Source organism: Streptomyces sp. NPDC001980, from assembly GCF_040296885.1.
Classification (GTDB): domain Bacteria; phylum Actinomycetota; class Actinomycetes; order Streptomycetales; family Streptomycetaceae; genus Streptomyces.
Genome location: NZ_JBEOYD010000005.1, coordinates 172,451 through 195,926, shown reverse-complemented (window position 1 = coordinate 195,926; position 23,476 = coordinate 172,451). Strand labels below are relative to the sequence as shown.

Sequence of the window (23,476 nt, the reverse complement as noted above, 5' to 3'; positions counted from 1 at the left end):
GCCGCACATGTCTCAGCCCCGCGCCCCTTTGCGGCGCTGCCGCACCGCGGTGGACTCCACCCGGCCTGCCTAGAGGATCGGCAGGATCGCCGGCACCAGGTCCTGGAAGGTGCGGCCCTTGGCCGGGACGCCCAGGGCCGTCATCGTCCAGCCGGATCCCGTCCGGTGCACCTTCGCCATGATCTGGGCGGTGTACTCGCCGCCGCCGTCGAGCGTGTAGCGGGCGAGTTCCTGACCGGTGGTCTCGTCGACCAGCCGGCAGAAGGCGTTCTGCACTTCCTGGAAGGTCTGGCCGGTGAAGGAGTTGACGGTGAAGATGATCTGGTCGACGTGGACCGGCACGCGCGCGAGGTCGACGAGGATGGCCTCGTCGTCGCCGCCCTGACCCGCGCCGCCGACGAGGTTGTCGCCCGTGTGGCGGACCGAGCCGTCGTCGCTCACCAGGTGCCGGAAGAACACGACGTCGACGGGCTGCTTGTCGGCGAACAGCACCGCTGAGGCGTCCAGGTCGATCTCACGGGTGCGCGAACCGAACAGCCCGCGCCGGGGAGCCGCCTTCCAACCAAGACCCATGCGGACCGCGCTCAGGGATCCGCCGTCCTTCTTCTCCAGGCTGATGGCCTGGCCCTTGGTCATGTTGACGGTCACGGCTGCTTCCCCTCGTCGGATGTCCCCGGTGGCCGCGAAGTGCGCGGTTGCCCAAAACCCTATGCAGCGCCACTGACAGTGCCGAACCCCGGCCCGCGCTTTGTGTCGGTCTTGCAACACTTCGCGCCGTTGCCGGGGTCCGGCCGCGGCCCAGGGGTCAGGCCAGGCCCGCCTCCCTCATCTGGCGCAGTTCCTTCTTCATCTCGGAGACCTCGTCGCGCAGCCGGGCCGCGATCTCGAACTGCAGATCAGCGGCGGCGGCACGCATGCGCTCCGTCATCTCCTCGATCTGCTCGGCGAGTTCGGCAGCCGGACGGTCGGTGGGCACGGCTTCCTTGGCCTTGCCCTTGGTTGCCTTGCCGGCCTTCGCGCCCTTGGCCGCCTTGTCGCCCAGGGCAGGAACGGGAGCCTTGGCCCCCTTGCCGTCCTTCAGCTTGCGATAGCCCGAGCCGAGCAGTTGTTCGGTGTCGACCTCTTCGCGGGCGATCTGCGCGACGATGTCGTTGATCTTCTTCCGGAGCGGCTGCGGGTCGATGCCGTTGGCCTTGTTGTAGGCGACCTGCTTCTCCCGGCGCCGGTTGGTCTCGTCGATGGCCTTCTCCATCGCCGGGGTGATCTTGTCGGCGTACATGTGGACCTCGCCGGAGACGTTGCGCGCCGCGCGGCCGATGGTCTGGATCAGCGAGGTGCCCGAGCGCAGGAAGCCCTCCTTGTCGGCGTCGAGGATCGCCACCAGGGACACCTCGGGCAGGTCGAGGCCCTCCCGGAGGAGGTTGATGCCGACCAGGACGTCGTACTCGCCGGAACGCAGCTCGCGCAGCAGCTCGACGCGGCGCAGGGTGTCGACGTCGCTGTGCAGGTAGCGCACCTGGATGCCGAGCTCCAGGAAGTAGTCGGTGAGGTCCTCGGCCATCTTCTTGGTGAGGGTGGTGACCAGGACGCGCTCGTCCTTATCGGTGCGCTTGCGGATCTCGTGCACCAGGTCGTCGATCTGGCCCTCGGTGGGCTTGACGACGACCTCGGGGTCGACGAGGCCGGTGGGGCGGATGATCTGCTCGACGACGCCGTCCCCGCGGGAGAGCTCGTACGCGCCGGGGGTGGCCGACAGATACACGGCCTGCTCGATCCGCTCCTGGAACTCCTCCCACTTCAGCGGGCGGTTGTCCAGCGCGGAGGGCAGCCGGAAGCCGTGGTCGACCAGAGTGCGCTTGCGGGAGGCGTCGCCCTCGTACATGGCGCCGATCTGCGGCACGGTGACATGCGACTCGTCGATGACGAGGAGGAAGTCCTCCGGGAAGTAGTCGAGCAGGGTGTTCGGCGGGGAGCCGGGCGAGCGGCCGTCGAAGTGCATCGAGTAGTTCTCCACACCGGAGCAGGAGCCGATCTGGCGGAGCATCTCGATGTCGTACGTGGTGCGCATGCGCAGCCGCTGGGCCTCCAGGAGCTTGCCCTGCTTCTCCAGCTCGGCCAGGCGCTCCCCCAGCTCCTTCTCGATGTCGTTGACGGCCCGCTCCAGGCGCTCGGGGCCCGCGACGTAGTGGGAGGCCGGGAAGACGTACAGCTGCCGGTCGTCGCTGATGATCTCGCCGGTGAGCGGGTGCAGCGTGGACAGCGCCTCGATCTCGTCGCCGAACATCTCGATGCGGACGGCGAGTTCCTCGTAGACCGGGAAGATCTCGATGGTGTCGCCGCGGACACGGAAGGTGCCGCGGGTGAACGCCAGGTCGTTGCGCGTGTACTGGATGTCCACGAAGCGGCGCAGCAGGTCGTCACGGTCGATCTCGTCGCCGACCCGCAGCGGAACCATCCGGTCGACGTACTCCTGCGGGGTACCGAGGCCGTAGATGCAGGAGACCGAGGCGACCACGATCACGTCGCGGCGGGTGAGCAGCGAGTTGGTGGCGGAGTGGCGCAGCCGTTCGACCTCCTCGTTGATCGAGGAGTCCTTCTCGATGTAGGTGTCCGACTGCGGGACGTACGCCTCGGGCTGGTAGTAGTCGTAGTACGAGACGAAGTATTCGACCGCGTTGTTCGGGAGAAGCTCGCGGAACTCGTTGGCCAGCTGGGCGGCCAGGGTCTTGTTCGGCGCCATCACCAGGGTGGGGCGCTGGAGCTTCTCGATCATCCACGCGGTGGTGGCGGACTTGCCGGTGCCGGTCGCGCCGAGGAGGACGACGTCCTTCTCACCGGCCTCGATGCGCCTGGCCAGGTCGGCGATGGCCGCCGGCTGGTCGCCGCTGGGCTGGTAGGGGCTGACGACCTCGAAAGGCGCCACCGTGCGTTCGATGTGGGAAACGGGCCGCATGGGTTCCACCGTACGACCCCGCACTGACAACCGGTTCTGATCAGCGGTTCTGCGGGGTGCGCGCGCTGTGGTGGCTCTGCTGGCGGCCGACGCGGACCTGCGGGCGGCGGCTGGGATGGTGGGTGACCTCGTCGGCCGGGACGCCCGGCTTGTGCTCTACGCGGAGCTGGTCGGGCTTGCCGGTGACCATCAGCGGGTCGAAGATCACGACGACGGCGGCCAGGCAGAGGAAGGCCAGCGGGCCGATCAGCATGGGGGCGAGCAGGGAGGCGGGCGAGTCGCCCGGCGACGTCACGCCGGCGCTGTGCAGGTGGACGGTGAGGGCGGCCATGCCGGTGTAGTGCATGCCGCTGACGGCGAGCCCCATGACGAGGCTCGCGCCGACGCTCCACAGGAAGCCGCGGACCTGCCCGGCCGCCCACAGGGCCGAGGTGGCGGCGACGACCCCTATCACGACCGACGCGGCCACCGTGAGCGTGTTGTACTCCAGGGTTCCGTTGAGGCGCAGCCCGGCCATGCCCAGGTAGTGCATCGAGGCGATGCCCAGACCGGTGATCGTGCCGCCCGTGAAGAGCGCGGTTCCGGTGGCGCCCCGGTAGCCGACTATGAAGATCCCGACGCCCACCATGACGATGGCGAGGCCGAGGCTCGCGTAGGTGAGGGGTTTGTCGTAGTGGATCGGCGTCTCCCTGACGCTGAACCCCATCATGGCGACGAAGTGCATGGTCCATATGCCGGAGCCGATCGCCGCCGAGCCCAGCGCGAGCCAGGCGGGTCGCCAGGAGTGGGCCACCAGCATCGCCCGGGTCGTGCAGCGCAGCCCGAGAGCGCCACCGAGGCAGGCCATCAGATAGGCCACCAGCGGAGTGACGACCCCGTAGCTGAATCCGTCGACCGTGCCCTGCATGCGCGGCTGCCCTTCACCCTTTGCGTCCCGGAATATGTGCAATGCGCCCCCGTCCCAGGACCGCCCGAGCGGTCAGGGTTGACGCAGAGAGTATGACCCGCACCGGAATGGTCGAACGATTTTCCGGCAAAGAAACACGCCCTTGCCGCAGTTGTGCGGCAACGGTGAGCGGGCTTGGGCCACTCCATTCAATCTGTGGCCATCCCGTACCCAGCCGCTGTTGACTCCCTGCTGTCACTCTTGTGCTGTCCGTATTCGCTCGACGTGAGGAGTGCCCATGCACGCGCGCGCAGTCGCCGCCACGGCCACCGCCACCGCGCTGCTGGGAGCGGCCGCCCTGCTGAGCCCCGTCCCCGCAGCCCGGGCCGGCGACACCGCCGAGCCCACGGTGCTCGCGCACCGGGGTGCCTCCGCCTACGCACCCGAGAACACTCAGGCCGCCATCGACAAGGCGGCCTCGCTGGGCTTCACCTGGGTCGAGAACGACGTCCAGCGCACCAGGGACGGCCGGCTCGTCGTCATCCACGACGACAGCCTCGAGCGCACGACCGACGTCGAACAGGTCTTTCCCGACCGGGCGCCCTGGAAAGTGAAGGACTTCACCGCGGCCGAGATCGCCCGGCTGGACGCGGGCAGCTGGTTCTCCCCCGCGTACCGGGGCACGCGGGTGCCGACGCTGGCGCAGTACATGCGCCGGGTCGACCACAACCACGAGAAGCTGCTCCTGGAGATCAAGAACCCTGAGCTGTACCCCGGCATCGAGCAGCAGATCCTCAAGCTGCTGGGCGACGAGGGCTGGCTGGACCGCCCGCACCTGGACCGGCTCGTCGTGCAGAGCTTCAGCGCGGACAGTCTGCGCACCGTCCACGAACTCCGGCCCGCCGTGACGACCGGCTACCTCGGCACACCGTCCGTGGGGTCCCTGCAGCGGTACGCGGGCTTCGTGGACCTGATCAACCCCTCGGTGGACTCGATCTCCGCCGGCTATGTGAAGAACGTGCACTCGTTCGAGGGTCCGCACGGCAGGCCGCTGCGCGTTTTCACCTGGACGGTGAACGACGCGGTGACCACCTGGAAGGCCGTCGGCTACGGCGTGGACGGGATCATCACCAACAAGCCGGACGTGGTGCGGGCCGCGCTGCGCGCGAGCTGACCCGGGCCGGGGCGAGGGGCATTGTCAGTGGCGGGCCGTACGGTGGGGCACATGGACAGCGAAGGACAGTACGGGCAGCGGGTGGTGTGGGCCGTCGTGGCCACCGACATCGGTCCGCTGCTGCTCGCGGCGACCGGGACCGGCCTGGTCAACGTGGTGTTCCACGCCACCGAGGCGGTGCGGGAGCGGACGGTGGAGCGGCTGGCGGCCCGGCTGGGCACCGAGCCCGTCGAGGATCCCACGGAGCCAGTGCTGGCCGAGGCGATATCCCAGCTGCGGGCGTACTTCGCGGGCCGGCGGCAGGACTTCGACCTGCCGCTGGACTGGTCGCTGATCTCCGGCTTCAACCGCCAGGTGCTGCGCGAACTGGCCGCCGGTGTCCCGTACGGCACGGTGGTCGGGTACGGCGATCTGGCGGGGCGCGTCGGGCAGCCCGGCGGGGCGCAGGCGGTGGGCGCGGCGATGGGCGCCAACCCGCTGCCGGTCGTCGTGCCCTGTCACCGGGTGGTGGAGAGCGACGGCGGGATCGGCGGGTTCGGGGGCGGTCTGGAGACCAAGCGGAAGCTGCTCGCCCTGGAGGGCGTGCTTCCCGAGCCGCTGTTCTGAGACGCGCTCCCGAGTCCTTTCCGTGCGGCGCTCCGCGGGCGCGGTCAGGCGTAGTGCCGTGCCTCGACGACGTTGCCGTCGGGGTCCCGGAAGTAGAAGTTCCGCGGGGCCTTGCCACGGGCGCCGAAGGAGTCGCGTCCGATGTCGGTCATGGGGACGGCGTGCTCGGCGAGGCGGGCGCGCAGGGCGTCGAAGGCGTCGGACGGCAGGGACAGGCAGACGTGGTTCACGGGGTGGCCCGCGCTGTCGGCGGTGCCGGGAAGTGCCGGCATGCGCTCGGCGAGGGTGAGCGGCGCGAGGTCGATGATGGTCTCCCCGTTGACGCGTACGGAGGGGAAGGACACCTCTCCAGCGGTGAACTCGGCGACCCGCAGCGGCTCCAGGCCGAGCATCCGCTCGTAGAAGCCGGCCGCGGCGGCCGGGTCGGCGACCCAGAGGACGACGTGATCCAGGCGTACCGGGTGATTCGTCATGCCGCCCAGGCTGGTGGCGTCCCCCACAGGCCGCAAGCGTTTAGCCGGGTACGGCCCCCGCCAGAAATGAGGGAAGACCGACGGACAGGAGGCAGGCGTGGTGCTGGTGGTGTCGGAAGAGGTCAGGGAGGCGCTCGGCGCGGGTCGCGCGGTGGTCGCCCTGGAGTCCACGATCATCGCGCACGGGCTGCCGCGCCCGCGCAATCTCCAGGTGGCGCTGGAGCTGGAGGACACGGTACGACGTGCGGGCGCGGTGCCCGCGACCATCGCCGTGCTGGACGGGCTGCCCCATGTCGGCCTGGACAAGGACCAGTTGGAGCGGATCGCCAACGAGGACGGGATCCGCAAGCTGGGCCACCGCGACCTGCCGCTCGCCGTGGCGGCGGGGGCGAGCGGGGCGACCACCGTGTCGGCGACGGCGCAGCTGGCGGCACTGGCCGGCCTCCGGGTGTTCGCGACGGGCGGTCTCGGCGGGGTGCACCGCGAGTGGACGGCGACCCAGGACGAGTCCGCCGACCTCGGCCTGCTGGCACGCACCCGGATCACGGTGGTGTGCGCGGGCGTGAAGTCGATCCTGGACGTGCCTGCGACCCTCCAGCGCCTGGAGACCCTGGGCGTGGCCGTCGCCGGTTACGGCACGGACCGCTTCCCCGGCTTCTATCTGTCCGACTCCGGGCATCCGGTCGACTGGACGCTTCAGACCCCGGAGCAGGTCGCGGACGTCATGCGGGCACAGGACGCGCTGGACGCGGCGGACTCGGCGCTGATCGTCGCCAACCCCGTCCCGGAGGCGGAGCAGCTCGACCCCGCGCTGCACGCACGCGTGCTCGCCGACGCGCTGCACGCGTGCGACGCGGAAGGGATCGCCGGTCAGGCGGTCACGCCGTTCCTGCTCGACTATCTGGTCCGGCACACGGACGGCGCCTCCCTGGAGGCCAACCTGGCGGCCGTGCGCGGCAATGTCGGGCTGGCGGCGCGGATCGCGTCGGCGTGGGCCAGGGGGTGACGACCGAGCGGGCGGCGGCGCCGGGCGCGGCAGCGGCACCTGGTGGGGAGCTGACGCCTGACGGGGAAGTGACGCCTAGCGGTGGCCGGGCTCCGGGCGGGGCGCTGCTGGTCGTCGGGGACGTCGTCACCGATGTGGTCGCGCGGTACCGGGGGCCGCTCGCGGTCGGCACCGACACGGCCGCCGTGATCCGGACCCTGCCCGGCGGGGCGGGCGCCAACGTGGCCTGCTGGGCAGCGCACACGGGCTGTGCGGACGTACGGCTGCTGGGGCGGGTGGGCGCGGACGCGGCCCAGTGGCACGAGCGGGAACTGGCCGCCGCCGGGGTGCGGTCCCGGCTCGTGGTGGACCCCGAGGCCGCGACGGGGGCGGTGATCTGCCTGGTCGACAACGGTGCCTCGGCCGAGCGGACCTTCCTCACGGACAGCGGGGCGTCCCTGCGGCTGGAGCCCTCCGACTGGTCGGACGCGCTGCTCGACGGGGTGGCCCGGCTGCATCTCTCCGGCTACCTGCTGTTCTCCGAGCCGAGCCGGGCACTGGTGGCGACGGCCCTGGCGGCGGCACGCGCGCGTGGCGTACCGGTGAGCCTGGACCCGGCGTCGGCCGGGTTCCTCGTGGCGCTGGGCGTGGACCGCTTCCTGACGCTCGTCGAGGGGGTCGACGTCCTGCTGCCGAGCCGGGACGAGGCCTGTCTGCTGACGGGGCTGCCCGATCCGGCGGACGCCGCGGCCAAGCTGAGCCGCCAGGTGCCGCTGGTGGTGGCCAAGGCGGGAGCGGACGGCGCGCTGGTGGCCCGATCGGGCGGCGTCCTCGCACGCATCCCGGCCGCACCGGCGACGCCCCGGGACACCACGGGCGCCGGTGACGCCTTCACCGGGGCGTTCCTCGCCGCGCTGGTCGCCGGCACGGATGCCCAGGAGGCGGCGGCGCTCGGCTGCCGGGCGGGCGCACGGGCGGTGGAACGCGTGGGTGCGAGACCGCCCGCCCGCGACTGACCCGGGCGCCCGCCGGGAAGCGGCGGGCCTACGCCTTGCGGCCCCACGCAGAGATCATCGGGGCCGTGGCGAGGTCCATGCTGCCCGTCGCCACGTTGGCCAGGTGCTGGTCGATGTCCTCGTCGGTGGCAAGGCCGGCCGCTACGAGCCGGCCCCTGATCTGCCGGACGGTGGCCGACTCCAGAGCGGTGCAGGCGGGCGAGGCGACGGGGAAGCAGGCGTCCGCCTCCACGTCGTGCAGCCCGGCCTCGCGGAGCAGCCGCGGAAGCTTGCGGCCGTACGACAGGTCGGCGCCGCGTTCGGCGAGGAGCTTGCGGAAGCCCTGGCGCAGGCGGTTGGCGAGCTGCTGCTCGGGGCCGTACTCGTAGGGGCAGGTGAGGGGCTGGAGGGCGGGGTCGGCGTCCTCGATCAGCAGCCGTCCGCCGGGGCGCAGGGCCTTGATCATGGACCGCAACGCCCGTTCCCGGTCCGGCACATGGACCAGGACGAGCCGGGCGTGCACCAGGTCGAAGCCCTCCCCCGGCGGCTCCTCGGCGCCCACGTCGTGGGTGCGGACCTCGACGGGTGCGTGGGCGGCCGCGGCGAGCAGCGAGGTGTCGATGTCGGTGGCGACGACCAGGCCGGTCGGCCCGACCTTCCCGGCCAGCCAGGACACCACGGAGGTGCCGCCGGCCCCGACCTCCCAGCAGCGCCAGCCCGGTCCGAGACCGAATGCCTCGAGGTGGCGGAAGGTGGTCGGGTCGAAGAGGTTCGCGAAGGCGTCGAAGCGCTGTCCGGCCTCGCTCTGGCGGTTGTCGAGAAGATATCCGTCGGCCTGTGTCATGAAGCGATGATTTCAGTTGCCCGGCACACGGTTCGGGAACGCGGATCGGGGACACGGGTCGGGAATGCGGTTGTCCACAGGCGGGAACCAACCGGAACCCGCTGTTCCCACAGGCTTACCCGTGTCTCACACCGGGCTGGCAGACTTGCCGGGCAAGGCGGGAAGCGTTGCGCGAGTGGATCCATGCAAGGAGATCCGGATGACGATGGCAGGGAATCTGCGCAAGGTCACAGGGCTGGGCAGGACCGGCGGCCTGCGCAGGGTGGCGCGGCTGGCCCGGCGGCGGCCCCGTGTCGACCTGAACCATCACGCACGGTCCCCGCTGGGCTCCTCGGTGGTCAACTGCGTGACGTACGAGGACGGGGTCCGGGTTCCGGAGTGCAGCGACCTGTTCTCCGCGGTGCAACGGGTGCGCAAGAGGGGAGACGGGTTCGTCTGGCTGGGGCTGCACGAGCCGACGGACAGCGAGTTCGCGGGCATCGCCGAGCTGTTCGACCTGCACCCGCTGGCCGTGGAGGACGCGGTCGAGGCCCATCAGCGCCCGAAGGTGGAGCGGTACGGCGAGACGCTCTTCGCCGTGTTCAAGACGGTCTGCTACGTCGAGCACGAGAAACTGACGGCGACCAGCGAGGTGGTCGACACCGGCGAGATCATGGTGTTCGTCGGCGAGGACTTCGTGATCACGGTACGGCACGGTCGGCACGGCTCGCTGGGGCCGCTGCGCGAGGAGTTGGAGGCCACGCCGAGCCAGCTCGCCAAGGGGCCGGCGGCGGTGCTGCACGCGATCGCGGACCATGTGGTCGACGACTACCTGAGCGTCACGGACTCGGTGCAGGGCGACATCGACCAGGTCGAGGCGGACGTGTTCGCGGAGAACGGCGCACGGGCCGACCCGGGCCGGATCTACCAGATGAAGCGTGAACTCCTGGAACTGAAGCGGGCGGTGGTGCCTCTCGGCAGGCCGATGGAGGAGCTGACCACCCGGCCGATACGGGTGATCGACCCTGAGATACAGGCCTACTTCAGGGATGTGCTCGACCATCTGATGCGGGCGAAGGAACAGATCGCGGCCTTCGACGAGTTGCTCAACTCCATCCTCCAGGCACATCTGGCGCAGGTGACGGTCGCGCAGAACGAGGACATGCGGAAGATCACGGCCTGGGCGGCGGTGATCGCCGTGCCGACGATGGTGTGCGGCGTGTACGGCATGAACTTCGATCACATGCCGGAGCTGCACTGGCGGTTCGGCTATCCGCTCGTCATCGGCGTCATATCCCTGGCGTGCCTGGTGCTGTACCGCGGCTTCAGGCGCAACGGCTGGCTCTGAGCCGCCCGGCCGCGGGCGGCGCCTCAGGCCGAGAAGGCGACGACCCGGCGCGGCACGACCCTGATGATCAGGCGGGTCTCGTCGTCCTTCTCCGCGGGTGGGTCGATGCCGAGGTACTTGTGGGAGAGCTCGTGCGGGAGCCGCTTGTCCTCGTCCGGGAGGATCTCGGCTGTGCCCCGGATCTCGGCCGAGTGGTAGGGGTTGGCCAGGTCGAAGACCGTGAGGCTGACGCGGGGGTCACGGCGGAGGTTGCGCACCTTCTGACGGCCGTCGGTGGAGGAGAACAGCACGGTGTCGCCCTCGCGCTTGATCCAGACCACCGAGTTGTGCGGGGCGCCGTCGGGGCCGAGGGTGGCGACGCTGGCGAAGTTCCTGGCGTCGAGGAGGGCCCGGAGGGAGTCGTCGAAGGTGACGGGAGTGATCGAGGAGGCAGGCATACGGCCAGGCTACTTATATGCGCGTGCATATAAAAGGGTTTACCGGATCTCCTCCGAGGCCGAGCCGCGCCAGACCGGCCGCACCGTCCTCGATCCGGTCCCGCCGCGGGGCCACTCAGCCGCTCCACGCCGGATGCCGCGGGTCGTCGGCGCGGACCAGGACGTCGGCCGTGCCGGCGGGGTCGGTCTCGGCCGCATAGCGCTCGAAGGCAGGGAGGGTCCAGTGGTCGGTCTCGGGGGTACGGCGGCGCAGGGCACCGGGAGTCAGGAGGAGGTGGACGGTCAGGTCGAACGGGAACCAGTGCCGCAGCAGGAGCGGTCCGTGCAGCAACAGAAGTCCACCGGGCGGGAGTTGGACATAGGGGCTGCGGGTGGCGCGGTCGGTGGCCGGGTCCCACAGATCGGGCAGGACGCGACCGTTCCCGCCGGGATCGAGGGGGCCGAAGACCTCCCGCCACAGGGCGTTGGTGTCGAACCAGCCGCCGTAGTACGACTCCGCGTCGCGCCGGCCGTGCTCCAGGCGCAGCGAGGCGGGGCGCAGGAAGCCCTCGGTGCCCACGACGAGGGACGGCCGGCCCCTTACGCGCAGCGCCTCGCCGACGCGCTCCGCGAGGTCGCCGGGCCGGGCGGCCGGGGCGCCGTCGAAGGCGACGCGTGGCCAGGCACTCCCGTCGGCGGGCTTCAGTTCGACCAGCCGCTCGGCGAGACGCTCGGCGAGCCGGTCCCAGGTGATCGCTTCGAGTCGCACAGGATCATGATGCCGGGTCGGCCGTTCGGGCACGCCGGGGTGGTTCCGGGGCCGGGCACCGGTGACGGTTGGCGTGACGGGCCGCGCGCCGGGCGGGAGGATGCCGTCGCCCGGTCGTCAGGGAGGACGCGAACGACGTGAGATCAGTCCCCGGGGAGGGGAAAGTACCGCATATGACACGCCTTGCAACTCCCCCTCACCACGGTGGACTTCTGGTCGTGCAGCCGCTGCGGCACAAGCGGTGTGCGGCGTGCCGGCGGGGGCCGCTGTCGCTGCTGGTGGTGGAGGACGGGGTACCGCGGTGCCTCGAGTGCGCCGATCTCGGGCATCTGGTGTTCCTGCCCCGTGGCGACACGGCACTGACCCGGCGGTCGCGGGAGGAGAGCACGCTGTCGGCGGTGGTGGTCCGGTTCAACCGGCGCAAGAGCCGGTACGAGCGGCAGGGCGTCCTGGTCGAGGAGGCCGCGCTGGCCCGGGCCGAGGCGCGGTGCCTGGCCGACGCAGAGGCACGGCGGCGGCGCCGGGCGCGGGACACGAAGCGGCGGGCGGCCGAGGACGTGCGCTTCACGGAGGCGTTCGCGGCGGAGATCCTGCGCCTGTTCCCGGGCTGCCCGGTGGAGCGGGCCCGGGCGATCGCGGCACACGCGTCGGTGCGGGGCAGCGGACGGGTCGGGCGGACCGCGGCCGGGCGGGCGCTGACGGAGGGGGCGGTGGTCTCGGCGGTGGTGGCCGGAGTACGGCACGTGGACACGCCGTACGACCAGCTGCTGATGAGCGGGGTGCCACGGTACGAGGCGCGGCGAAGGATCGCGCGGACGGTGGAGGCGGTGCTGCGGGAGTGGGAGGCCGGGGTGGAGATCCGCCTGACCGGGTGACGGCGGGCAGGGGTGGAGCCACGGCGGCGGCGGGAGCGGGGACGGAGGTGGGGGGTGATTCCGGTCGGATGTGTATGTGGACGGGCTTCACAGTCATGGGGAGGGGTGGCCCGTGGGCATGGATCTGAGAGGCGGAGGCGTCCATGGGCGAGAGTGGGTGTGGTGGCCGTGATCGACGGGCCGTATTACGTGCTGGTCCTGTTGGGGGTGCTGGGGGCCGGGCTGGTGGCGGGGGTGTTCTGCGGGTTCTCGACCTTCGTGATGCGCGGGCTGGCCTCGTTGCCGCCGGCGCAGGGGATAGCCGCGATGAACGCGATCAACCGGGCGGCCCTGACCCCGGCGTTCATGCTGGTGTTCGCGGGGTCGGCGGTGGTGTGCGCGATGATCGCGGTGGTGACGTTCGTGGTGTGGCCGGACGACGGGAAGGTGGAGCTGCTGCTGGGCAGCGGGCTGTATCTGTTCGGTTCGTTCGGGCTGACCGCGATGGCGAACGTGCCCCGGAACGAGGCGCTGGCCAAGCTGGAGCCAGGGGCGCCGGAGGCCGTCTCCTACTGGCCGGTGTACGTGCGTGAGTGGACGCTCTGGAACCACGTGCGCACCGTCGCGGCGGCCGCGGCGGCGGTCGTGTATGTACTGGCCCTGTCCTGAGGCAGACGTGGGAGCACATCGGCCCCACGGCTGGATATCGGCTGGACAGGGGCTGGATCCCGCCTGACGGCCGCCTGCCAGCCGGCTGGCAGGCGGCTGGCATCCGGCTGGCTCCCCGCTGAGGAAGCCCTCACCAGAAAGCGCTGTCAGCCACTCTGCGGGCGTAACCGAGCGGACGTATCGTGGCCGAAAGAGTGCCGCCCGATGACGCACGGCCTGGGGTATCAGCACGCGAGGAAGACGACCATGGCCGATCCCAAGGGGTTCATGACCACGCCACGCGAGGAGTGGCCGCGGCGGCCCGTCGAGGAACGGGTCCGGGACTGGGACGAGGTGTACGTCCCCGGCGCGCTGCTGCCGATCATCAGCAAGCAGGCGGACCGCTGCATGGACTGCGGGGTGCCGTTCTGCCACGACGCGTGTCCGCTGGGCAACCTGATCCCCGAGTGGAACGACCTGGTGTCGCGGGAGGACTGGCGGGCGGCCAGCGACCGGCTGCACGCCACGAACAACTTCCCCGAGTTCACGGGACGGTTGTGCCCGGCGCCGTGCGAGGCGGGGTGCGTGCTCGCGATCAACCAGCCCGCCGTCACCATCAAGAACGTCGAGTGCGCCATCGCGGACCACGCCTGGGCGGAGGGGTTCGCCTCGCCGCGGCCACCGGAGCGGTTGTCGGGGCGGACCGTGGCGGTGATCGGGTCCGGGCCGACCGGGCTCGCGGCGGCGCAGCAGCTGACCCGGGCCGGGCACACGGTCGCCGTCTACGAGAAGGACGACCGGCTCGGCGGGCTGATGCGGTACGGCATCCCCGAGTTCAAGATGGAGAAGCGCCATCTGGAACGGCGGCTGGGCCAGATGCGGGCCGAGGGGACGAAGTTCCGTACGTCCGTGGCGGTCGGGCGCGACCTGCGGGCGGCGGAGCTGCGGACCCGGTACGACGCGGTGGTGATCGCGACCGGGGCGACGGCGTGGCGGGAACTTTCGGTGCCGGGCCGGGAGTTGGACGGAATACACCAGGCGATGGAGTATCTGCCGCTGGCCAACCGGGTGTGCGAGGGAGATCTGGCCGAGTCGCCGATGTCGGCGGCCGGGAAGCATGTGGTGATCGTGGGCGGGGGTGACACGGGGGCGGACTGCCTGGGGACGGCGCTGCGGGAGCGGGCCGCGTCGGTGACCCAGCTGGACATCTACGCGCAGCCGGGCGCGGAGCGGGACGAGGACATCGAGCCGTGGCCGACGTACCCGAAGATCTACCGGCTGTCGGCGGCGCACGAGGAGGCGCGGGACCTGGAGACGGCGCCTTCGGCGGACGCGGACGCGCGGTTGTTCGCGGCGTCGACGCTTCGCTTCACGGGCGACGGGAACGGGCATGTGCGGTCGCTGCATCTGGTGGAGGTGGACGCGGCGCGGCTGCCGGTGCCGGGAACCGGGCGGACGCTCCCGGCCGACCTGGTGCTGCTCGCGCTCGGTTTCTCCGGGCCCGACCGGGAGGACGGGCTCATCGACCAGCTGGGGGTGGCGACGGAGCCGCGCGGCACCATCTCCCGGGACGCGGGGTTCGCCACGAACGTGCCCGGCGTGTTCGCCGCCGGGGACGCGGCGCGCGGGCAGTCGCTGATCGTGTGGGCGATCGCCGAGGGACGGGCGGTGGCGGCGGCCGTCGACCACTACCTGACAGGGAGTTCGCAACTGCCCTGGCCGATATCGCCGCACGACCGGCCGATGACGGTGTAGGCGCCGAGGAAGGGGCCGGGACCGGAGCCGACAGGCGCGGTCGGCGGGAGAGTTGCGGGGTGCGGTGGGCGTCGGCGTGCGCGGTGTGGGTTCTCGGCCCTGGGGAGGGTGCAGGCTCTCGGCCCTGGGGAGGAGGTGGGGCGTACTGCCGGGAGACGAGTCGGTCGGGATGTTCTCCTTCCGGCTCACGAAATCCCTTCGCCGGCGGCCGGAGAGTGGACTGCAGACGGCATGGAGTTCAACGTCGGTGGGATTATGGGCTCAGGAGGCGTGTCACGGCCGGCCCGGAGTGAGGCGGCCGAGGGCGCCCCCATCCTTCGTTCCGTCGTCAGACGCAGGGCCACCCCCGCGCGTCCCCCCTGTTGACGGTCGGTCCTGGAGGGTGTTGATGACGACGCTCGACGAACGTCATGGGCTGGTCGAGACGCAGGGCCCGGTAGCCGTTCCGCTGGACCAGCCGTTCGCCGCGCTTCCCCTGCACGCCGGTTCCAAGGCCGCCAACCTCGCGCGTGCCGCGGGTGCCGGGCTGCCGGTGCTCCCCGGATTCGTCATCCTCGACGGCGCCGCCGGCGCCCACGGCGATCCGGCCGCTCTGTGGCCGGCCTGACAGGAACTCTCCGAGGGCGGTGCCCTGCCGTTGGTCGTACGGTCCTCCTCGCCCCAGGAGGACACCGAGTCCTCGTCTCTGGCGGGGCAGTTCACGTCCGTCCTCGACGTGCGCGGCTGGGCGGACTTCGGTACGGCGGCCCGGCCTGCGCGCGGGGCACGGCTGCTCGGGCCCGGACCGGTCGCGGAGACGCTGCCGGGACAGCTCCTGCCGCTGGAGGCGGACCTGTGGGTGACGCCCATGGCCCGCGGGCTCGCCGCCGCGCTGGACATCGGAGGCAGCGCGCCGCGCCGGCTGCTGGGCCGGCAGCGTCTCCGCGACCGTCCCGCACGCCTCCCCGCCGAGCGACGGCTCCCCGCCAAGCCACACCTCGCCGCCGAGCGACGGCTCCCCGCCGAACCACACCTCCCCGGCAAACCACGGCTCCCCCGCCCTCCCGCCTCGTGAAGCCCTTCGTCTCCGGGTCCGGTGGGTTCAGGAGTGACAGGTCCGGCTCGTGCGGGAGGCGGCACGGCGGCTCGGGCTGGGCGTGCAGCGGGCCGGTCTGCTGCGGTGGCCGGAACTGGTCGCCGTGCTCGAAGGTGCCGCGCTTCCCGCCGATGTCCACGCGCGCGTGCCGGAGCCCGAGTCGCCGCCTCTCCCGGACGCCTTCCGGCTGGCGGACGGCGCGGTCGTCGCCGAGCGCAGGGGACACGGCGCCGCGCGTGGCGTGTCGGGCGGCCGAGCGGTCGGGACGGTCTGGGACGGGTCCGGGCCCCGGCCGGCCGACGCCGTGCTCGTCGTACGGACCCTCGATCCGGTCCTCGCCCCGCTGCTGCCCGGTCTCGCCGGGCTGGTCGCGCAGACCGGTAGTCCGCTGTCCCATCTTGCCGTGCTGGCACGGGAGTTCGGGGTACCGGCGGTGGTCGGCGCGGCGGACGCGGTACGGCGGTTCCGGCCCGGGTCGCGGATCGCCGTCGACGGGACCGGTGGTGACGTACGGGCGGGAGGCGGGTGATGCGGCGGATCGCGTATGTGTTCGGCGGGCTGGCAGCCGCGGGGGCAGGGACGTACACGGTCGTCTACCTGTACCGGTGGCAGTGGCAGCGGGCCATCCTGTACGGCGTGCTGCTGCTGGTCGTGGAGGTGATGCTGCTCGGCATCGTGCTGCTGGGGCGGCTGACCCGGATCGAGGAGCGGCTGCGGGACGGCGAACTGCGGCACCGGAAGTCGGCGGTACGGCAGGAGGAGGTGCTGGCCCGGTTGCGGGAGGCGGTGCCCGGGCACGGCGTCGCCGCCCGGTTCCGCTGGCTGGAGGACACCGCGGACCGGACGTACGTCTTCGTTCCCGTCCTCATGGTGACCGGCGTACTGCTGTCGGGGCTCGCCTGGCTGGTGCAGCGGGTCGCGTCGGCGACGGCCCGGCCCGCCGAACGGCGGCTCGCGGGGCGGCTGGCCGTCCTTGCCGCACCCGCACCCGCACCCAAACCCGGACGCGGCTCACGCGATCCGGCAGACCCGGAGGACCTCCCCGCGCTCCCCCGGGCCGCCCGGGGCCGCACCGTCCGCCTGGCCGTCGGCGCCGTCGTCGGCGCCGCCCTGCTCGGCGGGTTGGTCGTCGGTCTCGCCGACCTCACCCAGACGCGCGAGCAGCACGAGAACGACGACGAGGCGACCTCCGTGCTCGTCCAGGTCGACACCCGCGGTGCCGGCATGACGGGTGAGCGGCGGGCGCTGGCCGCCGAGCAGGTGTGGGAGCGGTGCCGGGACTCCACGTCCGTGCCGTTGCGGCACGCGGTACTCGGCGACCTGGGAGACGGCGTGTTCGCCGGGGTCGTACGGCCCGCGCTCACCGAGCACGACCGTATGCGGTTGCGCGGCTGCCTGGAGGACACCACCCTCGAACGCACCCACCTCACGGTCGTCGGCATCGGGGACGCGGATGCCGACGACGACTGACCCACGGAGCTGACTCACCGAACCGGCCCACCGAACCGGCCCACCGACGTGAACAACGCCTCACCCACCGAGCCGAACACGGACAACTCGCCCGTCCGAGCCCCGGGTTACGATGCCGAAGCGCCCCCGTCCCCGAGTCCCCCGGGTCGCCCATGGCCTTCGCCCTCGTCCCCTCGCCCCGAAGCGCCCTGCCTGGACGTGCCCTGCCGCGCCCTGGCGGATCTGGTCCTGGCTGTGATGTCCGCGCTCCGGGGGACCTATGGGCTGCGGGGGCCTATGGCTTGCGCGCCACCGCCCCGTAGCCCGGGATCACCCCGTCGTCCTGTCCCGGTACCGGCTCGCCCAGCTCCTGGTGCCAGTGGTGGACGACCGACACACCCGGTTCGACGAGTTCGAGGCCCTCGAAGAAGCGGCCGAACTCCTCGCGGGAGCGCAGCGCCAGGGTGACCCCGGCCGCCCTGAGTTTCGCGACGGCCGCCGCCGACTCCTCCGGGGTGAAGTCGGCGGTGGCGTGGGTCATCATCAGGTAGCTGCCGGACGGCAGTTCGGACAGCAGCCGGCCGACCAGTTCGTGCGCCCCGTCCTCGTCGGAGACGAAGTGGAGCAGGGCGACGAGCGACAGCGCGACCGGGCGGTCGAGGTCCAGGACCGCCCGCGCGCCGGCGACGATCGCCGCCGGGTCGCGCACGTCGGCCTGGAGGTACTCCGTCGCGCCCTCGGGTGTACCGCGCAGCAGGGCCGCCGCGTGGGCGAGCACGATCGGGTCGTTGTCGCAGTACACCACCCGGGCGTCGGGCGCGATGTCCTGGGCGATCTGATGCAGGTTGGGCTCGGTCGGGATGCCCGTGCCGATGTCCAGGAACTGCCGTAGGCCGTGCTCGGCCAGCCACCGGGTGGCGCGGTGCATGAAGGCGCGGTTGACCCGCGCCATCACCGGCACCCGGGGATCGAGGGCGAGCATCTGCCGCCCCAGCTCCTCGTCAACCGGGTAGTTGTCCTTGCCGCCCAGATACCAGTCGTACATGCGCGCCGGGTGCGGCTTGCTGGTGTCGATCACGAGACACTCCGTAAACGTCTGACGCGGTCGATGATCAATTCAGCACCATTACAAAGAAGTTGAATAAGAAGAAAGAAAAGGAGGCAGAAGGAGACAGAAGAGGTTCAGGAGAGCAGGAAGTCGGCCTCCCCCGCCTTGGCGCCCTCGATGAAGGCCGTCATCTCGTCCGTGGTGTAGATCAGCGCCGGCCCGTCCGGGTCGGTCGACTGACGGACGGCGATCCGGCCGTCGGCCAGCTTCATCGCCTCCAGGCAGTTGCCCCCGTTTCCGCCACTCCACGGCTTGTGCCAGCCCTCGCTGCCCAGTTCCCGGGCAGGCATGCCGTTGTAGATCCGCTCGGTACGGTTCCGCGGCCCGGACTGGGGCTTTATGCGATCCATTCACAGCTCCTTGCGGAGATCCCGGAGGATCTCCTTCGTGCGTTGTGCCGTAGCGGCCTGCGCCGCCATGCGGTCCATGACCTCGAGGTGGGTCGCCACCTCGGTGCGCGCGTCCAGGTAGACGGCGCCGGTCAGGTACTCGCTGTAGACCATGTCCGGAAGTTCGGGCATGGCAAATCGGAACAGCACGAAGGGCCCGTACGTCCCCGGGTGCGGCCCGCTGGAGAACGGGGCGACCTGGAGCGTCACATTGGGCAGCTTCGTGACGTCGAGCAGTCGGTCGATCTGTGCGCGCATCACCTCCGGACCGCCGACCGGGCGGCGCAGTGCGGTCTCGTCCATCACCGCCCAGAAGCGGGGCGCCTCGGCACGGGTGAGCAGTTGCTGGCGTTGCATGCGCAGGGCGACATGGCGCTCGATCTCCTCCGGCTCGGTCTGGCCGACGGCGCCCGACTTCAGCACCCCGCGCGCGTAGTCCTCGGTCTGCAGCAGCCCGGGCACGAAGTGCGGCTCGTAGGAGCGGATCAGGCTCGCCGCGCCCTCCAGGCTGACGTACATGGAGAACCAGCTCGGCAGGATGTCGTGGAACCGCTGCCACCAGCCGGGCCTGTTGGCCTCCTCGGCGAGCCGGACGAAGAGGTCGGCCTCGTCGTCGGTCACCCCGTAGGCCTTCAGGAGCAGTTGGAGGTACGGGATCTTGAGGGCGACCTCGGCCATCTCCATACGGCGGACGGTGGCGGGCGCCACGCGGAGCACACGGGCGGCCTCCTCGCGCTTGAGCCCCGCGCGTTCCCGGAGGTCGAGGAGGCGCCGACCGAGGACCACCTGGCCCACCGTCGGCGCGGACCGCGGCTCGCTCACGCTCCACCTCCACGAAGTTCACTGTTCCCCGGCCGGGCTCGCCTGCGCCCTGGCCGCCACACACATACACGGTCACGCACATACACGGTCACGCACATACACGGTCACGCACGCACACGATCACGCATGCACACCGTCACGCCGCACATACAGGTGTCACCCGGCATGCTGACAGCCCAGCGGCGCCATTCGAAGACTCACTCGAAGACCCGGCAGAAACCACCGAATCAACCAATAAGACCGAATTGGCCGTAACAGCCGGAACATCCTGTTCGGTCGCATCGATCTCATTGGCCGGATCGGTCCGTCGGATCCTCACTCATCCCAACTGGCGCCGCTCGACATGCTGTTGCGAGCAGTGTGCCACGGCCCTTCACCGCGTCACACAGCACTCTGCATTTTTCAGAGTGACACTTGCCAAGTGTTCACGGCGGGGAGATAGTGGCAAGCGTGATTCCGTCCGCGCCCTTAGGAACAGACACCACCGCAGACCGTCTTGGTCTCGGTGCTGATGGGGGTCCTCCCGTGCGAACTCGTTCGAGCGTGGGGGAGGCAGTCGACCCAGGTGAGGGCACTGCCACGCGCCGGTTCCGGTTCGAGCTCGCCGCTCATCCGGGTTCCCCCGCTCAGGCGAGACGCCTGGTGCGTGCCCGGCTGGCCGGCTGGTCGGTCTGCGCGGACACCTGTGACACCGCAGCCCTGGTCATATCCGAGCTGGTCACCAACGCGATCGTGCACACCGCGAGCAGTCGCGTCGTATGCGAGTTGCACGACCACGACGACACGGTGCGCATCGCCGTGCAGGACGAGGGCTGTGCGCCCGACGAGCCCCACCCGTCCCCGCAGCGCCCGGAGGAGGAGCACGGGAGGGGGTTGCTCCTCGTCGAGGCGCTGTGCCAGGCCTGGGGGGCTCAGGAGCACGGGCCCGGGCTGCTGGTCTGGGCGGAGCTGCGGCGCCAGACCGACGCCGCCCGGGAGACCGGCGAGCCGCGCAACGACCTGGGCTGGGGCGCGCGTCCCGCTCCGGGTCCGTCACACGGCTCGTCCCACGAACCGGCGCACACCACGGTGCCCCGGCCGTCGTCGGGCTCCGGCGCGGAGGGGCAGTCCGAGGCGCTGGGGCCGGTGCCCCGGCGGAGGCAGGCATGAACGGCGCATCCGGCTCCGGCCATTCGCTGGGCCTCGACACGCTGATCCGCCTGAAGCGCGACCGGCGGTCGTCGTCCGCGGGCGGTGTCGGCGGGTCGTTCCCGGTGCCCGAGGGCATGACGGCACCGCTGGGCTGCGACGCGGTGGCGGTACCGGCACGGCTCGGGCCGCTGGTGGTACCGCGACTGCCGCGGGTGGGATGCGTGTACGCCGATGGGACGCACTGGTGGTGGATCGTCCCGTCGGACTCCGACGACGCCCTCACCTGGCCCGCCCCCGCCCACTACGGCCCGGGCGCCCCGCTTCCCGACACCGCCCGCCTGATCCACCGCCCCGAGGGCACGGTGCCGTACACCCCACCGATACCCCTGTACCTCGCCCTGTGCCGGATGACGGGAACGACACCGGAGTGGTCCCGTCCCCTGAGCGCGTGACGCTGCGCGGCCTCGGCCGGCAGAGGGGCGGAACCGGCCTTCTCGGGACGTGAGTCGGCTCCGTGGTGGCTCGGGATCTGCTCGGTCCCTGCCGCTCGTGCACTCCCCCGCACGTCGGGGTCCCCTCGATCCGTACCCCTCGCGCACTCCCCCGCGCCCCGAGAGCCTCGTCGCGCGCCCTGCCCGGTGGCGGCTCCGCCCGCGATAGTGGCCGTTCGTCCACGGTCACAGTCACCGTCACGGACACGGGCTCAGTCACGGTCACGGACACGGACTCAGTCGCCGTCACGGACACGGACTCGGACACGGCCCCGGGGAGGATCGCGGTGAGGAAGAGGCGGGACACGGCGGCACCCGAGATGTCGGAGTCGGAACAGCTGCTGTTCGGGGGACCGCTCCGCTACGACATGGGCTGGAGCCAGCACGGAAACGCCTTCCTGGAGCTGGACTTCCGCGCCATGATGACCCGGCTGCCCGGCATGCTCGCGTCCAGTCTGCGGCTGGCCCGGCAGGCGGACGCCGGGGCCGCGCGGATCGTGCTGGCCGCGCAGGTGGGCGTCGGGGTGGCCCAGGCCGTGAGCCTGCTCGCCGTGAACAGCGTGCTCGGCCGGCTGATCGGCACCGGCACCATCGAGGAACGGCTGCGCAGCGCCGCCCCCGCCCTGGTGGTCATGGCCGCCGTCATGTTCGTGGCCGCCCTGCTGCGCGCCGCGTCCACGTACGCCACCGGCCGCCTGGAGCCCAAGGTCGAGCGGGTGGCGACCGAGATGTACCTGGAGCGGGCCGCGGCCGTCGAACTCGCCGCGATCGAGGACCACGCCTTCCACAAGCTGCTGGACACCGCGCAGTACGGCGCATCTTCGGCCCGCCGCATGATCATGTACGGCACGCGCGTGGTGAACGCGATGATCTCGCTGATCACCGCGGCCGGTGTGCTGACCGTGCTGCACCCGGCCCTGCTCCCGCTGCTGATCACGATGACGATCCCGAGCGCCTGGGGCGCCCTGACCAACGCCCGGCGCCGCTACGAGTCGTTCCACACCTGGGTGCAGCACGCCCGCGCCGGCCACCTGATCAGCGCCCTGCTCACCGAGCCGGAGGCGGCGCCGGAGATCCGGGTGCACGGGGTCGGCCCGTTCCTGCTGCGGCACTACCGGGCGATGTCGGAGACGGCGGAGGCGGAGCAGGCCCGGCTGGCCCGGCTGGCGGCCCGTACCGGCCTGATCGCGGCGGCCTGGACCGGCCTCGCGACCGTCGCCACGTACGCGACGCTGGGCGGGCTGCTGCTGAGCGGGGCGATGGCCCTGTCGGTGGCCGGTACGGCGGTGATCGCGATCCGCAGCGGCTCGGCGAGCCTCAACACCCTCGTGCTGGAGATCAACACGCTGCACGAGGAGGCGCTGTTCGTGGGCGACTTGGAGCGGCTGTACGTCGAGGCGGCCGAACGGGCGATCCCGGTCGGCGGCGACCCGCTCCCCGACGATCCCCGGGAGATCCGCTTCGAGAACGTCACCTTCACCTATCCGAGCGATCATCCGAGCGATCATCCGAGCGATCATCCGGGTGACCGTCCGGGTGGTGCCGCCCGCCCCGCCCTGGACGACGTGACGCTCGCGCTCCCCCTCGGCCGGATCATCGCTCTGGTCGGCGAGAACGGTTCCGGCAAGACCACCCTGGTCAAGCTGCTGGCGGGGCTGTACCAGCCGGATCGCGGCTGCATCCTGTGGGACGGCGTCGACGCGGCACGGGCCGACCGGCACCGGCTCGCCGAGCGCATCGCCATGGTCGCCCAGGACTTCAAGCGCTGGCCGTTCACCGCCAAGGTCAACGTGGCCGTCGGCCGCTCGTCGGCACCGCTCACCGACGAGCGGCTGGCCACCTCGGTCGCGGAGGCAGGCGCGGAGGAGGTGGTCGAGGACCTGCCGCGCGGCCTGGACACCCTGCTGGCCCGCAACTTCAGCGGCGGGCACGAGCTGTCCGGCGGCCAGTGGCAGCGGCTGGGCATCGCGCGGGCCGCCTACCGGCGCGGCCGCATCCTGATCGTGGACGAGCCGACGGCCGCCCTGGACGCCCGGGCCGAGCTGGAGGTCTTCGAGAAGATCCGCGCGCTGGCGGGCAGCGGGCAGACCGTCGTACTGATCACCCATCGGCTGGCGTCGGTCCGGCACGCGGATCTGGTGCACGTCCTCGCCCAGGGCCGGGTGGTGGAGTCGGGCACCCCCGACGAACTCCTGGCGAGCGGCGGGGTCTACGCGGAGCTGTACGCGCTCCAGGCGAACCAGTTCACGGTGAAACTGCCGGTCCGCAAAGCCGGTTAGCGGTCCGGGGGCGGTCAGCGGTCCAAGGCCCGGTCAGCGGTCCGGAG

Annotated in this window: 25 protein-coding genes; 15 read left to right on the top strand and 10 right to left on the bottom strand. The window is 71.5% G+C overall.

The features are described 5' to 3' along the window. Positions 1-69: 69 nt before the first annotated feature. The 3 genes from ABT137_RS09820 to ABT137_RS09810 all read right to left on the bottom strand — a co-directional run bounded on the left by ABT137_RS09820 (position 70) and on the right by ABT137_RS09810 (position 3,860). The gene (locus tag ABT137_RS09820; RefSeq protein WP_351705222.1) at positions 70-648 is read right to left on the bottom strand and encodes a TerD family protein; all 579 of its coding nucleotides are present in this window, start codon (positions 646-648) and stop codon (positions 70-72) included. 157 nt (positions 649-805) lie between these two features. Further along, on the bottom strand, positions 806-2,953 hold the full coding sequence (gene uvrB, locus ABT137_RS09815) for an excinuclease ABC subunit UvrB (protein ID WP_351705219.1): 2,148 nt from the start codon (positions 2,951-2,953) through the stop codon (positions 806-808). Between the two features lie 40 nt (positions 2,954-2,993). After that, positions 2,994-3,860: an MHYT domain-containing protein gene (locus ABT137_RS09810; protein ID WP_351705216.1), complete on the bottom strand. Its 867-nt coding sequence runs from the start codon at positions 3,858-3,860 to the stop codon at positions 2,994-2,996. 277 nt (positions 3,861-4,137) lie between these two features. Between ABT137_RS09810 and ABT137_RS09805 the strand changes: the two genes are divergently transcribed. Continuing rightward, positions 4,138-5,013, top strand: coding sequence for a glycerophosphodiester phosphodiesterase (locus ABT137_RS09805; RefSeq protein ID WP_351705213.1), 876 nt, complete (start codon positions 4,138-4,140; stop codon positions 5,011-5,013). 51 nt (positions 5,014-5,064) lie between these two features. Further along, positions 5,065-5,619, top strand: a complete 555-nt coding sequence (locus ABT137_RS09800; RefSeq protein ID WP_351705210.1) for a methylated-DNA--[protein]-cysteine S-methyltransferase — start codon at positions 5,065-5,067, stop codon at positions 5,617-5,619. A 44-nt stretch (positions 5,620-5,663) separates the two neighbouring features. On the opposite strand, the gene ABT137_RS09795 is transcribed toward ABT137_RS09800, so the two are convergent. After that, the gene (locus tag ABT137_RS09795; RefSeq protein ID WP_351705207.1) at positions 5,664-6,092 is read right to left on the bottom strand and encodes a VOC family protein; all 429 of its coding nucleotides are present in this window, start codon (positions 6,090-6,092) and stop codon (positions 5,664-5,666) included. 97 nt (positions 6,093-6,189) lie between these two features. Here ABT137_RS09795 and ABT137_RS09790 point away from each other — a divergent pair, with 97 nt between their 5' ends. Continuing rightward, positions 6,190-7,098 carry a pseudouridine-5'-phosphate glycosidase gene (locus ABT137_RS09790; RefSeq protein ID WP_351705204.1) on the top strand — a complete coding sequence of 303 codons (909 nt, stop codon included), beginning with the start codon at positions 6,190-6,192 and terminating at the stop codon, positions 7,096-7,098. 68 nt (positions 7,099-7,166) lie between these two features. Further along, complete coding sequence (locus ABT137_RS09785) at positions 7,167-8,093, top strand: carbohydrate kinase family protein (protein WP_351705201.1); 927 nt, start codon at positions 7,167-7,169, stop codon at positions 8,091-8,093. 28 nt (positions 8,094-8,121) lie between these two features. On the opposite strand, the gene ABT137_RS09780 is transcribed toward ABT137_RS09785, so the two are convergent. Then, the gene (locus tag ABT137_RS09780) at positions 8,122-8,916 is read right to left on the bottom strand and encodes a methyltransferase domain-containing protein (RefSeq protein WP_351705198.1); all 795 of its coding nucleotides are present in this window, start codon (positions 8,914-8,916) and stop codon (positions 8,122-8,124) included. Positions 8,917-9,115: 199 nt separating this feature from the next. Between ABT137_RS09780 and ABT137_RS09775 the strand changes: the two genes are divergently transcribed. Further along, positions 9,116-10,243, top strand: a complete 1,128-nt coding sequence (locus tag ABT137_RS09775) for a magnesium and cobalt transport protein CorA (protein WP_351705195.1) — start codon at positions 9,116-9,118, stop codon at positions 10,241-10,243. 23 nt (positions 10,244-10,266) lie between these two features. On the opposite strand, the gene ABT137_RS09770 is transcribed toward ABT137_RS09775, so the two are convergent. Continuing rightward, on the bottom strand, positions 10,267-10,680 hold the full coding sequence (locus ABT137_RS09770) for a PPOX class F420-dependent oxidoreductase (protein ID WP_351705192.1): 414 nt from the start codon (positions 10,678-10,680) through the stop codon (positions 10,267-10,269). 115 nt (positions 10,681-10,795) lie between these two features. Next, positions 10,796-11,428, bottom strand: a complete 633-nt coding sequence (locus ABT137_RS09765; RefSeq protein WP_351705189.1) for a nucleoside/nucleotide kinase family protein — start codon at positions 11,426-11,428, stop codon at positions 10,796-10,798. 173 nt (positions 11,429-11,601) lie between these two features. Here ABT137_RS09765 and ABT137_RS09760 point away from each other — a divergent pair, with 173 nt between their 5' ends. From ABT137_RS09760 to ABT137_RS09730, 7 genes are all read left to right on the top strand, one after another. After that, positions 11,602-12,303: a DUF2293 domain-containing protein gene (locus ABT137_RS09760; protein WP_351705186.1), complete on the top strand. Its 702-nt coding sequence runs from the start codon at positions 11,602-11,604 to the stop codon at positions 12,301-12,303. Between the two features lie 168 nt (positions 12,304-12,471). After that, positions 12,472-12,951 (top strand): anthrone oxygenase family protein, encoded by a 480-nt coding sequence (locus tag ABT137_RS09755; protein WP_351705816.1) that lies wholly within the window; start codon positions 12,472-12,474, stop codon positions 12,949-12,951. 246 nt (positions 12,952-13,197) lie between these two features. Further along, positions 13,198-14,685, top strand: coding sequence for a glutamate synthase subunit beta (locus tag ABT137_RS09750; protein ID WP_351705183.1), 1,488 nt, complete (start codon positions 13,198-13,200; stop codon positions 14,683-14,685). Between the two features lie 388 nt (positions 14,686-15,073). Further along, complete coding sequence (locus ABT137_RS09745; protein WP_351705181.1) at positions 15,074-15,292, top strand: hypothetical protein; 219 nt, start codon at positions 15,074-15,076, stop codon at positions 15,290-15,292. A gap of 30 nt (positions 15,293-15,322) precedes the next feature. Next, the gene (locus tag ABT137_RS09740) at positions 15,323-15,739 is read left to right on the top strand and encodes a hypothetical protein (protein WP_351705178.1); all 417 of its coding nucleotides are present in this window, start codon (positions 15,323-15,325) and stop codon (positions 15,737-15,739) included. 49 nt (positions 15,740-15,788) lie between these two features. Next, positions 15,789-16,289 (top strand): PEP-utilizing enzyme, encoded by a 501-nt coding sequence (locus ABT137_RS09735; protein WP_351705175.1) that lies wholly within the window; start codon positions 15,789-15,791, stop codon positions 16,287-16,289. Then, entirely contained in the window at positions 16,289-17,230 is a 942-nt protein-coding gene (locus tag ABT137_RS09730; RefSeq protein ID WP_351705172.1) for a hypothetical protein, read from the top strand. Before ABT137_RS09735 ends, ABT137_RS09730 begins: the two co-directional genes overlap by 1 nt. 274 nt (positions 17,231-17,504) lie before the next feature. On the opposite strand, the gene ABT137_RS09725 is transcribed toward ABT137_RS09730, so the two are convergent. The 3 genes from ABT137_RS09725 to ABT137_RS09715 all read right to left on the bottom strand — a co-directional run bounded on the left by ABT137_RS09725 (position 17,505) and on the right by ABT137_RS09715 (position 19,528). After that, positions 17,505-18,287, bottom strand: a complete 783-nt coding sequence (locus tag ABT137_RS09725; protein ID WP_351705169.1) for an SAM-dependent methyltransferase — start codon at positions 18,285-18,287, stop codon at positions 17,505-17,507. A gap of 104 nt (positions 18,288-18,391) precedes the next feature. Next, on the bottom strand, positions 18,392-18,667 hold the full coding sequence (locus tag ABT137_RS09720; protein ID WP_089100964.1) for a DUF397 domain-containing protein: 276 nt from the start codon (positions 18,665-18,667) through the stop codon (positions 18,392-18,394). Further along, the gene (locus ABT137_RS09715; protein WP_351705166.1) at positions 18,668-19,528 is read right to left on the bottom strand and encodes a Sco1979 family transcriptional regulator; all 861 of its coding nucleotides are present in this window, start codon (positions 19,526-19,528) and stop codon (positions 18,668-18,670) included. A 441-nt stretch (positions 19,529-19,969) separates the two neighbouring features. On the opposite strand from ABT137_RS09715, the gene ABT137_RS09710 reads away from it, so the two are divergent. The 3 genes from ABT137_RS09710 to ABT137_RS09700 all read left to right on the top strand — a co-directional run bounded on the left by ABT137_RS09710 (position 19,970) and on the right by ABT137_RS09700 (position 23,429). Next, positions 19,970-20,677 (top strand): ATP-binding protein, encoded by a 708-nt coding sequence (locus ABT137_RS09710; RefSeq protein ID WP_351705163.1) that lies wholly within the window; start codon positions 19,970-19,972, stop codon positions 20,675-20,677. Beyond that, positions 20,674-21,111, top strand: coding sequence for a hypothetical protein (locus ABT137_RS09705; RefSeq protein WP_351705160.1), 438 nt, complete (start codon positions 20,674-20,676; stop codon positions 21,109-21,111). Before ABT137_RS09710 ends, ABT137_RS09705 begins: the two co-directional genes overlap by 4 nt. A 359-nt stretch (positions 21,112-21,470) precedes the next feature. Next, complete coding sequence (locus ABT137_RS09700; protein WP_351705813.1) at positions 21,471-23,429, top strand: ABC transporter ATP-binding protein; 1,959 nt, start codon at positions 21,471-21,473, stop codon at positions 23,427-23,429. The last annotated feature ends 47 nt before the right edge of the window (positions 23,430-23,476 follow it).

Coding starts and splice junctions, on each gene's coding strand:
- uvrB (WP_351705219.1), bottom strand. CDS start 2,953: ATGCGGCCCGTTTCCCACATCGAACGCACGGTGGCGCCTTTCGAGGTC.
- ABT137_RS09810 (WP_351705216.1), bottom strand. CDS start 3,860: ATGCAGGGCACGGTCGACGGATTCAGCTACGGGGTCGTCACTCCGCTG.
- ABT137_RS09805 (WP_351705213.1), top strand. CDS start 4,138: ATGCACGCGCGCGCAGTCGCCGCCACGGCCACCGCCACCGCGCTGCTG.
- ABT137_RS09800 (WP_351705210.1), top strand. CDS start 5,065: ATGGACAGCGAAGGACAGTACGGGCAGCGGGTGGTGTGGGCCGTCGTG.
- ABT137_RS09795 (WP_351705207.1), bottom strand. CDS start 6,092: ATGACGAATCACCCGGTACGCCTGGATCACGTCGTCCTCTGGGTCGCC.
- ABT137_RS09780 (WP_351705198.1), bottom strand. CDS start 8,916: ATGACACAGGCCGACGGATATCTTCTCGACAACCGCCAGAGCGAGGCC.
- ABT137_RS09775 (WP_351705195.1), top strand. CDS start 9,116: ATGACGATGGCAGGGAATCTGCGCAAGGTCACAGGGCTGGGCAGGACC.
- ABT137_RS09770 (WP_351705192.1), bottom strand. CDS start 10,680: ATGCCTGCCTCCTCGATCACTCCCGTCACCTTCGACGACTCCCTCCGG.
- ABT137_RS09760 (WP_351705186.1), top strand. CDS start 11,602: ATGACACGCCTTGCAACTCCCCCTCACCACGGTGGACTTCTGGTCGTG.
- ABT137_RS09750 (WP_351705183.1), top strand. CDS start 13,198: ATGGCCGATCCCAAGGGGTTCATGACCACGCCACGCGAGGAGTGGCCG.
- ABT137_RS09745 (WP_351705181.1), top strand. CDS start 15,074: ATGACGACGCTCGACGAACGTCATGGGCTGGTCGAGACGCAGGGCCCG.
- ABT137_RS09730 (WP_351705172.1), top strand. CDS start 16,289: ATGCGGCGGATCGCGTATGTGTTCGGCGGGCTGGCAGCCGCGGGGGCA.
- ABT137_RS09720 (WP_089100964.1), bottom strand. CDS start 18,667: ATGGATCGCATAAAGCCCCAGTCCGGGCCGCGGAACCGTACCGAGCGG.
- ABT137_RS09705 (WP_351705160.1), top strand. CDS start 20,674: ATGAACGGCGCATCCGGCTCCGGCCATTCGCTGGGCCTCGACACGCTG.
- ABT137_RS09700 (WP_351705813.1), top strand. CDS start 21,471: ATGTCGGAGTCGGAACAGCTGCTGTTCGGGGGACCGCTCCGCTACGAC.